The sequence below is a fragment of the Actinopolyspora mortivallis DSM 44261 genome, assembly GCF_000384035.1.
Taxonomy (GTDB): Bacteria; Actinomycetota; Actinomycetes; order Mycobacteriales; family Pseudonocardiaceae; genus Actinopolyspora; species Actinopolyspora mortivallis.
In genome coordinates this window covers 102,570-114,914 of record NZ_KB913024.1, presented here as the reverse complement: position 1 = coordinate 114,914, position 12,345 = coordinate 102,570, and the positions used below count along the sequence as shown (strand labels likewise).

Below are 12,345 nucleotides of genomic sequence, written 5' to 3'. Positions count from 1 at the left end.
CACGGTCGCCGGAATCTGATCAGACGCGCCCCCTCAGGCGCTAGGCGTGAGCCGAGTAGTGGCACTTATCACACGGTCCATGGCGTCACCTCCCCTGCGGTCGTAGAGGTTCGCCAGCAGCTTGAGCACGAAGCGCATCAGCGTCACCCGGGGCAGGCCGTACCTGGTGGCGGTGCGCATCACCGTCGGGTGGGCGATGAGCCTGCTGAACACGGTGCCCATGCGGAAGTAGCCCCCGAGGGACTCGGCGACCGCCTCGGGGTAGCGCCGCAGCGCCCGCTCCCGGGACGGCCCCTCGGGTCGGGCCCGGGCGCGGACCACGCACTCGGCGGCCAGCCGGGCCGACTCCATCGCGTAGGCGATGCCCTCCCCGTTGAAGGGGTTCACCATTCCGCCGGAGTCGCCCACCAGCAACAGGCCGGAGCCGTAGTGCGGCTTGCGGTTGAACCCCATGGGCAGCGCGGCCCCGCCGATCCTGCCCGTGGCGTTGTCCTCGCGCAGCCCCCATTCGTCGGGGGTACCCTCCAACCAGGTGCGCAGTAACGCGCGGTAGTCGGTCCTGCCGTAGGCCTTCGAGGTGGACAGCACGCCGAGTCCCACGTTGGCCGTGCCGTCCCCCATGCCGAAGATCCAGCCGTAGCCCGGCAGCAGCTTCGGTTCCGCCGGGTCGGAGTGATCCCACAGTTCCAGGTGGGACTCCAGGTACTCGTCGGTGCTGCGCGGGCTCGCGTAGTAGCGGCGCACGGCCACCCCCATGGGGCGGTCGGCGCTGCGCTCCAACCCCATCGACAGGGCCAACCGTCCGGAGACCCCGTCGCAGGAGACCACCAGCGGCGCCCGGTAGGTCACCTCGGCCCGCTCCGGGCCCGACTTGGCGCGCACCCCGGTGATCCGTCCGGTGCGTTCGTCGGTCAGCGCCTCGGTCACCGAGGTGTGCTCCCGCAGCCGGGCCCCGGCGCGCTGGGCGTGCCGGACGAGCAGGTCGTCGAAGTCGTGGCGGGGGCGCACCAGGCCGTAGGGCGGATAGTCGGCCAGGTCGGGCCAGTCCAGTTCCAGGCTCACCCCGCCGCCGACCACCCGCAGGCCGCGGTTGTGCAGCCATCCCGCGTCCCGGCCGGTGTCGACCCCCAGGTCGACGAGCTCCTTCACCCCCCTGGGGGTGATGCCGTCCCCGCAGACCTTCTCCCGGGGGAAGGTGCTCTTCTCCAGAACGAGCACGTCCACTCCGGCGCGGGCGAGGTAGGTCGCCGCGGTGGCCCCGGCGGGGCCCGCCCCGACGACGATCACCTCCGCGTCCTCGGCGGGGCGCTGGTGGCTGGAGGTGGTGTCCATGAAACTCCCTGAGGTCGAAGGAACACGCCGGTCGGCGACCGGTTCCGCCGCCACGGCGATCACCGGTCGTGGGACGGCCTTCACCGAACCGGCATACTTGTGAACGAGTTCACTAACGAGTCTAGGACGAAACGCCTGACACGTTCGATGGTTCCGCGTCGTCCCACGAGATCACGGTGCGTGTTCCCACCGGAAGGAGCTCCCGCCGAGGAGGGCGGGGCGGTTCAGTGCGGCTTGACCGCCCGGTGCAGCGCCACGATGCCGCCGGTGAGGTCGCGCCAGGCCACCCGGGACCACCCGGACTCGGCGATCACCCCGGCCAGACGGCGCTGCTCCGGCCAGGCGAGGATCGACTCGGCCAGATAGACGTAGGCCTCCGGGCTGCTGGCCACCGTCCGCGCCACCGGCGGCACCGCGCGCAACGCGAGACCGCGGTAGAGGGCGCGCAGCGGCTGTCGGGGCGGGGTGGAGAACTCGCAGATCACCAGCCGACCGCCGGGACGGACCACCCGGGCCATCTCCCGCAGACCCGCCCGCGTGTCGGCCAGGTTGCGCAGCCCGAACAACATGGCCACCCCGTCGAACGTCCCGTCGGGGAAGGGCAGCCGCAGGGCGTCGGCGGCAACCATCGGAAGCCTCCTGCTCCGGCCCGCCGACAGCATCCCGAGCGAGAAGTCCGCCGCCACGCACATGGCCCCCGAGCGGGCGAACTCGGCCGTGGAAACCCCCGTGCCCGCGGCCAGGTCCAGGATCCGCTCCCCCTCGACGGGGGCCAGGGCCCGTCTGGTCGCCTCCCGCCAGTGGCGGTCCAGCCCCAGCGAGAGCACCGTGTTGGTCAGGTCGTAGCGACGGGCCACGTCGTCGAACATCGCGGCGACCGCGCGGGGATCCCTGTCCAGATCGGCACGAGACACACCCGCAGCCTACGTGGCCCCCACCCGGCCCCGCCCGCGCACCCGGGTGGAGGAGGGCGCAGCCGGGATCGTGACCGGAAAATATCCGGCCGTCCACCCGAACGTAGTCCGCTCGTCACTCAGTGAGTCGAGTATGGATCGGGATGGACATCACGTTCTCCCGAGAGTCCGGACACGCGGAACCGGCACTGGTCTCGCACGCGCTGGAGACGGCGGGGCGGCTGGCCAACGAGGCGGCCGATGTCATCACGGCCACCGCGGGCAAGGGCGCCCCCGACCGGAAGACCGCCGACCCGCCGTTCGACTGGGTGACCGACACCGGACGGACCCTGGAGCGGCACACACGCCGCGTGCTGGCCGACCGCTTCCCGGGCGTGCCGGTGTTCGGCGAGGAGTTCGACCTGTCCGGCACGGCCCGCGCCGGAACCGGGCTGCGCTGGGTCGTCGACCCGGTGGACGGGACGGCCAACTACACGGCGGGCGTTCCCTGGTGCGCCTACAGCCTGGCCATGCTGGACGACCACGGACCCGTGGTCGGGGTGGTGGCCGATCCGTACCGGGAGCGCATCTACGCGGCGGCCAGGGGCCGGGGGATGCGCGTCAACGGCACACCGGTGCGGCTGGAGGGCGAGGGTCCACCGGAGTCCGCCCTCGTCTGCACCGAGTTCACCAGGCACGGCCCCTGGGAGGGGATGGACCGTTTCATCACCAACGCGGCGGCCGACCGGTTCGGGGTGCGCGTGCTGGGCTCGCCGGCGCTGGCCATCACCCAGGTGGCGCTCGGCCAGGCCGCCGCCGCCGTGCTGCCCACCTACGGGGAGTGGGACGTGGCGGGAGCCCTGGCGTTGGCGGTGGAGGCCGGGGCCACGGTCCTCGACCGACACGGCCTGCCGGCCGCGCTGCCGCACGACGGTCTGCTGGTGGCCGCCCCCGGGATGGAGGCCACCGCGTTCGCCTGGTGGGGCAGGGCCGCCGCCGTGCGGTGACGGACACGGCACCGAACGCCCCGGGCGGCGCGCCGCGCCCGGCGCCGTCCTCAGGGGCCTCCCGGCAGCGGTTGTCCCTCGTCGGTGGGCTCCACGGAGGAAGCCTCGCGCCCGTCCAGAATCGCCGACATCGCGGGCAGCAGGGGGAAGCACGCGCGCAGCGCCTCGATCCGCTCCCGTGCCCGGGCCGGGTCCGGTTCGGCCGCGATCTCGGAGACCGTCGCGGTCAACCGGTCGGCGAATCCGGTGAACTCCTCGGCGGCGGCGTGCACCTGGCGGCGCACCCGCAGCAGCGTGGCGTCGTGACGGCGCTGTCCGTCCAGCTCGCGTCCCAGCTCGACCAGGGTCCGCACCGTGGGCAGTTCGGCCTCCATCCGGTGGACCACGTGCCGCAGCCCCTGACGCAGCGGACAGGAGGAGACCGTGTCCACCGCACGGGCGGAACGGGAGACGGCCTGCTCGCACCGGGCGAGTTCACACCGCCAGGTGTCCCGCTCACCGGCACGGTCCCGGGAACCCGACCCGGGGTCCACGTGCTGCCGCGCGACCGTGCGCGGCGGCTCACCACCCGGCACGGCCACGGGTGCCGGGGTGGGACGCAGCAGCATCCCGAGCAGGGCCCCGAGCGTTCCGGCCAGCAGCGCCACGATCAGATGCGTCACGAATCCGCTCATTCTCCGCGGTGCCCTTCACTCGACTCCCCCCGGCCGTGTGCGCGGCGCGCATTACGCCATCTCACGACTATGCCCACTGAGCGGGCCTTCCGCTTGGGGGAAAGTACTCAGAACCCTGCGTTTTCTCCGCCTCGGCGAGCGCGTCCCGGCCCGCCGGACCGGGTCGTGCGGGCGAGCCCGTCAGCGGAGTTCCAGGGCTGCCGCTTCCTCGGCACCCTGGCGCAACTCGGCCAGCAGGAACTCCAGGGCGGCCGTGTGCGCGCCGGAACGTCCCAACGGTTCGCCGGAGTGGAAGACGCCCGCGTCGGGCGGATCCAGCCGGGCCACGGACAGCACCTCGTCGACGAGCGCGGACACCTCGCCGCGCAGTCCGGCGGGATCGACGGCGTAGCCCGCCTCGGCCAGCCGCCGTTCCACCGGGTGGACCGCGAACAGTTCCCCCGTCATGGGCCACACGCGTGCCAGCCCGGCACGCATCCTGTCCCTGCTGACGGAGGTGCTGTCGCCCAGCCGAATGACCCACTGCACGGCGTGGTCGCGGTGTCCCCTGGCCTCGGGCCAGGCGATCGCGGCCAGCGCGGAGAGCACGGGGTCGCGGCTGTCGGTCAGTCTCCGCAGCAGGGCCGTGCGCCACGTCGCGCACAGCATCAGCCGCGCCACGGAGGCCGCGAAGTCGCCACCGGCGCCGGGGCCGCAGTCGAGTTCGACGAGCCGCACGTTGCGGAACTGCTCCACACCCCGGGTACGGGCCAGGGTGTTCTCGTCGCGGCCCTCCCCCTCCACCGCTCCCGCCCGTCCGAGCAGCTGGCGGGCGCTGCCCAGCAGCTCCAGCAGGATGCCCACCAGGGTGTGGTCCTCCTCCAGGTCGGGTCCGTGGCAGGACCACTGGGCCAGCCTGCGGGAGAGCACCAGGGCGTCGTCGCCGAGCATCAGACAGTACGTCGAGAGGTCGGCGGGGGAGACGTCCCCGGGGACGCGGTGATCCACCCCGGCCAGGGGATCGGCGCCCGCCGGACGCACCGACCACCCCACCTCGGGGCGTGCGGTGCCACCGGTGTGTCCGGCGCGCACTTCGCCGCTTCCGCCGGCGAAACCCGCAGAAGAGTTCATGACCGCCTCGATTCCGCGCCCGGTGGGCGCTCGTCGACGGAAAGAGACCGGACGAGGGCGGTGTGGCCGGAAGCCGCCCGAACGGGCGGAAACCACACCGGAGTCACGCCGTCCCCGCGTCCGCGGGGTGTCGGGGTTCCTCCCGGATGAGGGGAGAGGACTTTTCCCCAGTGTCGCACCGCGCCCGCTCAGCGCCCAGTCCCGTCGAACCCGGCCACCCCATCGACGTCTCCGGGGTGGGCCGGAGACGTGGCTCACTCCGCCGGGGAGGGGCGCTCCTGCTCGGATTTCGTGTTCACCGGCCGCGGGGCGTTCCTGCGCAGCACCCAGTACAGGGGCAGCAGCACCGCCCAGACGATGGCCGTGGCGCTGCCGACGGGCAGCAGCGCCACCCGCATGTCCCGGTCGGCGACGCGCACCAGTTCGGGGTTGTCCCGGTCGAACTCGACCCGGACCAGCTGTCCTTCCTTGAGGTCCTCGGGGTAGAGCACCCCGCCGGAGGGGACGTAGACCCGTCCGTTGTCGGTGTTGAACCGCACCACGGTGCGGAAGAACGTCTTCTCCGTCACCTCGGCGACGGCGGTGCCCCGGGACTGTTCGATGGTGCGGTCGTCGATGTGGCAGGCCAGCAGGATCCCCAACGCGATCGCGGTGAGCAGTCCTCCCAGGGCGAGCACCAGCCGGGGCGCGAGCTGTCTGAGTCGCCGCATCCCCGGGATCGCCCTCCGCTCCGGAGGGTGGTCGGTCCCGGCTGCGGTGTTCTCCCGCGTGCGCGTTTCGGCAGCCACGGCCGGTGATTATAGGCCAGCCCGGCCGTGGACACGGACGAGCGGCCGGAAGCGGGCGGGTGTGCTCCGCCACCCGGCACGGAGACCTACCCTCGCTGTGTGGAGCATTTCCAGCGCACTATTACTGTCCGCACACGACGGATTCCTTCGGAAGAGGGAAGCCCGGGTCTGCTGGCGTCGGTGCCCGAGGGGTTCGATCCGGAGGCGGACCCGGTCTGTTGGCTCCGGAACGGGTCCGGTCTCGTCGGCTGGGGGGAGGCCGCCCGCATCGAGACCGGCGGCGCGGACCGGTTCCTGGAGGCGGACGAGCGGTGGCGGCGGTTGGTCGCGAACATGGAGGTCGACGACGAGGTGGGACTTCCGGGGACCGGACCGGTGGCCTTCACCAGCATCGCCTTCTCCGACCATCCGGGTAGCTCCACTCTGATGGTTCCCAAGGTGATCGTGGGCCAACGCGGCGGCGTGCGCTGGATCACCACCGTCGGGGACTGCCGGCCCGACCTGCGTCCGGCGCCCTCCCCCAGCGCCCCCGGAGAGGTGCGCTACGAGGACGGGGACTTCCCCGCCACGCGCTACCGGCGGGCCGTGGCCGAGGCGGTGCGGCGCATGAGGGACGGCGCGGAGGTGGACAAGGTGGTGCTGGCGCACGACCTGCTAGCCACCACGCCGGAACCGCTGCGCACCAGGTATCTGCTGGACAACCTGTCCCTGCGCTACCCGGACTGCTGGACCTTCGCCGTGGACGGTCTGGTCGGGGCCACCCCGGAACTGCTGCTGCGCCGCGCCGGTGACGAGGTGAACTCGCGGGTGCTCGCCGGGACCGCCTGGCCGAGGCCGGGAAGCACCCAGCGGCAGCTGGTCACCGAACTGGTGGACTCGGCCAAGAACCGGGGCGAGCACACCCACGCGGTGCGGTCCCTGGCCCGCGAGCTGGAACCGTTCTGCAAGGAACTGGAGGTACCCACCACGCCCGAGGTGCTGCGGCTGCGCAACGTGCTGCACCTGGCCTCGGACGTGGCGGGCAGGCTCGATCCGACGCTGGCGGAGAACGGGCAGGCCGGGCTGCTGCGGCTGAGCAGGGCGGTGCACCCCACGGCGGCGGTCGGCGGTTCCCCCACGGCGCGGGCCATCGAGCTGATCGACGAACTGGAGGAGATGGACCGGGGGCGCTACAGCGGCCCCGTGGGCTGGCAGGACGCCGACGGCAACGGGGAGTTCGGCATAGCCCTGCGCTGCGCGCGGCTCGGCGAGGACGACGGCGGTGGGTCACGGGCCCGACTGTTCGCGGGCTGCGGGGTGGTGGCCGACTCGGACCCGGACACCGAGGTGGCCGAGGCCGCGGCGAAACTGCTTCCGGTGCGCGAGGCCTTGGAAGGGATGCGGTGAGCACACCGGCCGGGCACGGCCCCGGTGGAACCGGTGAGGCCTCAGTCGGACGTGCCCAGCCCCGCCCGGAAACGCCGCGTCTGTTCCGGGCCGAGTGCGACAGCCTTGTGCTGCTCCCACAACGCACGGTACTTCGCGATCTGCTCGGGGTTCTCCACGTAATCGCCGCCGTCGTGCTGTTCCAGATGCACGATATCCACAGCCGGGTTCGTGTCATAACCGAAGATCGTGTAGTCATGGGACTGCCCCATGTAGTACCCGACATCGAAGGGGATGACCCGCAGCTCGACGTTCGGTCGTTCGACGGCTTCGAGTAACCTGGCGAGTTGACCTCGCATGATCTCCGAGTTTCCGGCTATACGGCGTAGCGCTGCTTCGTCGAGCTGTGGTGATGAGGTCGAGCTGCAACTCGGGAAACAGTTCGGTAGTTTCGAGATGGTGGCCACCGAGTCAGGACTGGAGAACCTGGCCCACACCGTCGAATCCGCGCTCCGTGATCTCAGAGCTCGCTCCGAGAACGGCCCCGCCGAAACCTGAACCCCACCGAGACCGTTCCCGAGCGTCCTGGGCCTGGCAAGATCAGCTCTCCGCGCCGAATCTGGCCGAACGCAGCCGTTCGGCCACCGCGGCCACGTCCCGCCGCGCGGCCTCCGAATCGACCCGGTAGGCGGCTACCACCTTGCTCACCACACGCTCGGGAGTCTCCCCTCCGGCCAGGTCCCGCAGCACCCACGCTCCGGCCGTGGTCAGACGGGCGGGGGAATCGTCACGCAGCAGCAGTCCCATGTGACAACTCCGGCACCTCGCGCGAGCATGATTCGACACCGCCGAGCCTAGGCACGAACTTCCCGCCACACAGCCACACGCACCGAAGTTCACGCGAAGGTGCGATCTCTTATATACGCCCGTCGAGCACCTCGGGCAGATCAGCCACCGTGGACAGCAGGTGCGTGTGCGGGGCTCTGCCCAGTTCGGCCACGCCGTGCGCGCCGGAGAGCACCCCCACCACCATGCCCGCCCCGGCGTTGGTGCCCGCCAACAGGTCGTTGACCGTGTCCCCCGCCACCGCGACCCGGCGCATCGCCGAGACCGACAGCCTCAGCGCCGCCGTCAGCACCAGATCCGGGTGCGGACGCCCGCGGTCGACGTCCGAGGAGCAGAGCACGAGATCGGCCACGTCCGTCCAACCCAACGACTCGACGAGCAGATCACGCGTGGCGGCCCCGAAACCGGTCACGAGCGCCACTCGGACGCCGAGCCCCCGCAGAATCCGGATGGTCTCGGTCGCCTGCGGCAGCGCGGTCACCGTTCCCGCGGACACGTACTCGGCCAGCGCCTCCTCGAACGCCGCGTGCGCCCGGGCCGCCGTCCCACGGTCTCCGTCGAGAAGCTCGGCGAACATGTCCGTTTTGGACCCGCCGCGCAGCTGCCGGAACCGTTGTTCGAGGTCGGCCGGAACCGGCACCCCGACCCGCTCCAGCGCCGCCCGGAACGACTTCTCGACCACACCGTTCTCGGCGACCGTGGTCCCCGCCATGTCCAGTACCGCAAGATCCACGAGGTCACTCTATCCGTACCAGCGCCCCGCACGAACGAACTCACCCCACGGGGACGCCCGGTCGGAAATCCCCGACCGGGCGTCCACACGTGTCGGTGACCACCGTCACCGACACGAGCGACTCAGCCGTGGCCGTGCTGACGGGCCAGCAGCTCGTGGGTGTGGTCGAGCTGCCTGACGGCCTCCGGCTCGGCGGCGGCAGCGGTCGCCGTGCGTGGCACCCCGGTCCGCTCGCCCACCGGCGGCTTGCCCGCGCTGAACAGCCACTCGTCGAAGAAGCCGTCCAACTGCTGACCGGAGATCCGTTCGGTCAGGGCGACGAACTCCTCCACCGTGGCGTTGCCGTCGCGGTTCTGCTCGTACCAGGCACGCACCGTGCGCAGCATGTCCCGGTCGCCGATGCGGTTGCGCAGCGCGTGCAGCGTCATCGCACCCCGGTCGTAGACGGCACCGTGGAACAGGTTCTCCCTGCCGGGATCACCCGGTTTCACCTGCCAGAACTCGCTGTCGGCCGGATAGAGCGAGTAGTAGTGGTCGAACAGCTGCTGGGCGGTGCCGTTGCCCTGGTGCTCGGCCCACAACCACTCGGCGTAGCTGGCGAAGCCCTCGTTGAGCCAGATCTGCGGCCAGTCCCGCACCGCCACCGAGTCACCGAACCACTGGTGCGCCAGCTCGTGGGTGACCACCGAGGTGTTGGAACCGATCCGGAAGAAACCGGGGCTGTAGACCGGCCGGGTCTGGGTCTCCAGAGCGAACCCGAGTCCCTCGGCGGGCACCACACCACCCTGGGACCGGAAGGGATACTCGCCGAACAGCCCGGACAGGAAGTCCAGCACCTCGGGCGTGCGCTCCACACTGGCCCTGGCCGGGTCGGCCAGCTCACCCAGCCCGTCCGCGTAGGCGGTGATCATCGGCTGGTCGAAGGCACCGGTCTTGCCGGAGATCCCGTACTGCCCGATGGCCAGGAAGGCCAGGTAGGTGGCGCTGGGCGTGGGCATCCGCCAGTTCCACCGCGTCCAACCGCCCGTGCGGGAACGGCCGGTCATCTCCCCGTTGGACAACACCTCGGTGCCGTTGGGCACCGCCACGGAGATGTCGAAGGTGGCCTTGTCGCTGGGGTGGTCGTTGCTGGGGAACCACCACTCGGCGATCTGCGGCTGCCCCACGGCCACGGCCCCGGTGGAGGTGCGTTTCCAGGGAGTGCTCCCGTCCACCCTCACCTCGGAGGGCCTGTCCGCGTAGGAGACCACGAACGTGGCCAGGCTGCCCTCCCGCAGGGTCCTCTTCGGCTCGACCGTCAACTCGGTATCACCCGAGCGGCTGACCTTCGCGGGGAGACCGTTGACCCGCACCGAGTCGACCTCCAACGCGAAGTCCAGGTTGAACGCGCTGAGATCCTTGGTCGGCTCGGCGACGATGGTGGTGGTGCCCCGCAGCAGGTCGTTCTTCGGCTGGTAACGCAGTTTGACGTCGTAGTGCGAGACGTCGTAACCGCCGTTACCCGCCTCCGGGAAGTACGGATCACCGACCCCCGGTTCCCCGGGGCTGCCACTTCCCGCCAGCGCCGGGGTCGCCAACACCGCCATGACGCCACAGGTGGCGACGGCGGTGCGCAGACCTCGTCTCCGCAACACGTGGATACCTCCTCGAACACGGCTCGGTCCGGACGCGTTCGGTGGCACCGCGCACACCGAGCGCGATCAACTCCGAACCAGCAGCACCCTACGGGGACACACCCCCGTCGGACCACCACGACACCGTTGAGGAATTTGCCGCACCGAGAAGGAAAACAGGGAAAACGGCCCGAAAAGAACCCGACTGTCCGAAAAGCACGGAAAAAATCATCCGGACGGGTTCACCCGGCCAGAGCGCCCGCCACCGCCCGGGACAGCCGCTGGTGCGCCCCGCGCAGCCCCACACGTGGCGCGCGCACCTCCACCACCCGCAACCCGGAGGCTGGGGCCACGGCCGCGGACAGCTCCTCCCGGGTACTCACCCGCTCGTGCGGAACACCGTGCGCGGCGCACAACGCCGCCAGATCCGTGCCGTGCGGGGTGCCGAAAACCCGCTCGAACGTGTCCCCGTACTCGGGGCTGCCCTGCTCCAACAGCGAGAAGATCCCACCGCCGTCGTCGTTGTACACCACCAGCGTCAAATCCGGGCGCCGCTCGTGCGGTCCCAGCAGCAGCCCGTTGGAGTCGTGCAGGAAGGTGAGATCGCCCAACAGCGCGTAGCCCGGACCGCCGTGTTCCAGCGTCACCCCGAGGGCGGTGGAGACCAGTCCGTCGATACCGGCCACCCCCCGGTTGCGGTGCACCCGGAGGTCGGGACGGTCCACCCCGGACAGCGCCACGTCCCGGGCCGGGTTGGACGAGCCCAGCACCAGCGAGGCCCCCGACGGAAGGTCCTCCAACAACCGTCCGGCCACCACCGGCCCGCTGGCGACCTCCTCCCGCTCCAGGGCGGCGGACAGCTCCGTGCGCGCCTTGTGGTCGGCGGCTCGCCAGGACTCCAGCCATTCCGGCTCGACGACGACCCCGGTGGTGTCCAACCACTCGGCCACCACCGAGACGTGGTGGGCGGGGGAGGGCCAGTGGTCCGGATCGGGATGCACCAGCAGCACCTCCACCCCCTGCTCGGACAACAGGCGCTGCACCTGCCGGAACACCGTCGGACGTCCCACACACACCACCTGCTCCGGGCGGTGCCCGCCCGGGAACCACGGCACGTCCAACAGCCACATCCCGGTGGGCAGCGCGTTCTCCACTCCGACGCCCCCGGTCTCGGACAGCAGCGGCCAACCGAGCTCGGCGGCCCACTCGGCGGCGAGGCCGGCCATGTCGTGGTCGGCCAGCAGCACCAGCCCGCGCGGGGACCACGCTTCGGCGACGCCGCCCGTGGAGTGCGCCCGGCCGAAGGAGGTCCACGGGCCACCCCCGGCGCGCCCCTCCAGGGACTCGCACCAGTCGGTGTCCCCCCGTGGAACCAGCGGCTCCCGGAACGGCACGTTGAGCTGCACCGGCGCGGCACAACGACCCCACCCGGCGGCGGTGTGCACCGCCCGGCACACCTGGCCGCGCCAGTAGGCGTTGTTGCCCGGCCTGTCGTCGGCGACGGCCAGCTCGTCGAACCAGCGCACCGCCGAGCCGTAGAGCCGGTGCTGGTCGATCGACTGGTTGGCCCCGGCCGCGCGCAGCTCCGGGGGACGGTCGGCGGTCAGCACCACCAGGGCGACCCCCGCGTGGCGGGCCTCGACCACCGCCGGATGCAGGTTCGTCGCGGCCGTGCCCGAGGTGCACACCACCGCCACCGGAGCGCCCCCAGCCGAGGACAGGCCCAGGGCGAGGAAACCGGCGCTGCGCTCGTCGATCCGCACGTGCAGCTCGACCCGCCCGGCCTCGGCCGCGCGCCACACCGCGAAGGCCAGCGCCGCGTTCCGGGAACCGGGGGACAGCACCACGTGACGCACACCGTTGCGCACCAGCTCGTCGACCAACACCTCGGCCTGCGCCGTCGAGGGATTCACACGACCACTCCAGCTTCGCGGCGAAAGAGCACCTCACCGGGCACCCTAGCCCAGCCGCGCCGCACCGGACC

12 protein-coding genes are annotated in these 12,345 nt (G+C 71.6%); 2 read left to right on the top strand and 10 right to left on the bottom strand.

Going from position 1 to position 12,345, the window contains the following annotated elements; translation table 11 throughout:
- Positions 1 to 33: 33 nt before the first annotated feature.
- The gene (locus ACTMO_RS0100640) at positions 34 to 1,332 is read right to left on the bottom strand and encodes a geranylgeranyl reductase family protein (RefSeq protein WP_026448735.1); all 1,299 of its coding nucleotides are present in this window, start codon (positions 1,330 to 1,332) and stop codon (positions 34 to 36) included.
- Between the two features lie 224 nt (positions 1,333 to 1,556).
- A complete protein-coding gene (locus ACTMO_RS0100635; RefSeq protein WP_019852716.1) occupies positions 1,557 to 2,246 on the bottom strand; it encodes a demethylmenaquinone methyltransferase in 690 nt (229 codons plus the stop codon).
- Positions 2,247 to 2,389: 143 nt separating this feature from the next.
- On the opposite strand from ACTMO_RS0100635, the gene ACTMO_RS0100630 reads away from it, so the two are divergent.
- Positions 2,390 to 3,232, top strand: coding sequence for an inositol monophosphatase family protein (locus ACTMO_RS0100630; RefSeq protein ID WP_019852715.1), 843 nt, complete (start codon positions 2,390 to 2,392; stop codon positions 3,230 to 3,232).
- A 50-nt stretch (positions 3,233 to 3,282) separates the two neighbouring features.
- On the opposite strand, the gene ACTMO_RS0100625 is transcribed toward ACTMO_RS0100630, so the two are convergent.
- The 3 genes from ACTMO_RS0100625 to ACTMO_RS19995 all read right to left on the bottom strand — a co-directional run bounded on the left by ACTMO_RS0100625 (position 3,283) and on the right by ACTMO_RS19995 (position 5,804).
- The gene (locus ACTMO_RS0100625; RefSeq protein ID WP_019852714.1) at positions 3,283 to 3,894 is read right to left on the bottom strand and encodes a hypothetical protein; all 612 of its coding nucleotides are present in this window, start codon (positions 3,892 to 3,894) and stop codon (positions 3,283 to 3,285) included.
- Positions 3,895 to 4,086: 192 nt separating this feature from the next.
- Positions 4,087 to 5,016, bottom strand: coding sequence for a 1,2-phenylacetyl-CoA epoxidase subunit PaaC (gene paaC / locus ACTMO_RS20000; RefSeq protein ID WP_084791979.1), 930 nt, complete (start codon positions 5,014 to 5,016; stop codon positions 4,087 to 4,089).
- A gap of 254 nt (positions 5,017 to 5,270) precedes the next feature.
- Positions 5,271 to 5,804, bottom strand: coding sequence for a DUF3592 domain-containing protein (locus ACTMO_RS19995; protein WP_245555976.1), 534 nt, complete (start codon positions 5,802 to 5,804; stop codon positions 5,271 to 5,273).
- A 180-nt stretch (positions 5,805 to 5,984) separates the two neighbouring features.
- Here ACTMO_RS19995 and ACTMO_RS0100605 point away from each other — a divergent pair, with 180 nt between their 5' ends.
- On the top strand, positions 5,985 to 7,190 hold the full coding sequence (locus ACTMO_RS0100605; protein WP_019852711.1) for an isochorismate synthase: 1,206 nt from the start codon (positions 5,985 to 5,987) through the stop codon (positions 7,188 to 7,190).
- A gap of 41 nt (positions 7,191 to 7,231) precedes the next feature.
- Here the strand turns inward: ACTMO_RS0100605 and ACTMO_RS0100600 are convergent, their stop codons facing one another.
- From ACTMO_RS0100600 to menD, 5 genes are all read right to left on the bottom strand, one after another.
- Entirely contained in the window at positions 7,232 to 7,528 is a 297-nt protein-coding gene (locus tag ACTMO_RS0100600) for a DUF5753 domain-containing protein (RefSeq protein WP_019852710.1), read from the bottom strand.
- A gap of 241 nt (positions 7,529 to 7,769) precedes the next feature.
- Positions 7,770 to 7,976 carry a PqqD family peptide modification chaperone gene (locus tag ACTMO_RS0100590; RefSeq protein ID WP_019852708.1) on the bottom strand — a complete coding sequence of 69 codons (207 nt, stop codon included), beginning with the start codon at positions 7,974 to 7,976 and terminating at the stop codon, positions 7,770 to 7,772.
- 109 nt (positions 7,977 to 8,085) lie between these two features.
- Positions 8,086 to 8,748 (bottom strand): HAD-IA family hydrolase, encoded by a 663-nt coding sequence (locus tag ACTMO_RS0100585; protein WP_051099003.1) that lies wholly within the window; start codon positions 8,746 to 8,748, stop codon positions 8,086 to 8,088.
- Between the two features lie 122 nt (positions 8,749 to 8,870).
- Positions 8,871 to 10,334, bottom strand: a complete 1,464-nt coding sequence (locus tag ACTMO_RS0100580) for a M1 family aminopeptidase (RefSeq protein WP_051099132.1) — start codon at positions 10,332 to 10,334, stop codon at positions 8,871 to 8,873.
- Positions 10,335 to 10,603: 269 nt separating this feature from the next.
- Positions 10,604 to 12,274 (bottom strand): 2-succinyl-5-enolpyruvyl-6-hydroxy-3-cyclohexene-1-carboxylic-acid synthase, encoded by a 1,671-nt coding sequence (menD, locus tag ACTMO_RS0100575; protein WP_019852705.1) that lies wholly within the window; start codon positions 12,272 to 12,274, stop codon positions 10,604 to 10,606.
- Between the last annotated feature and the right edge of the window lie 71 nt (positions 12,275 to 12,345).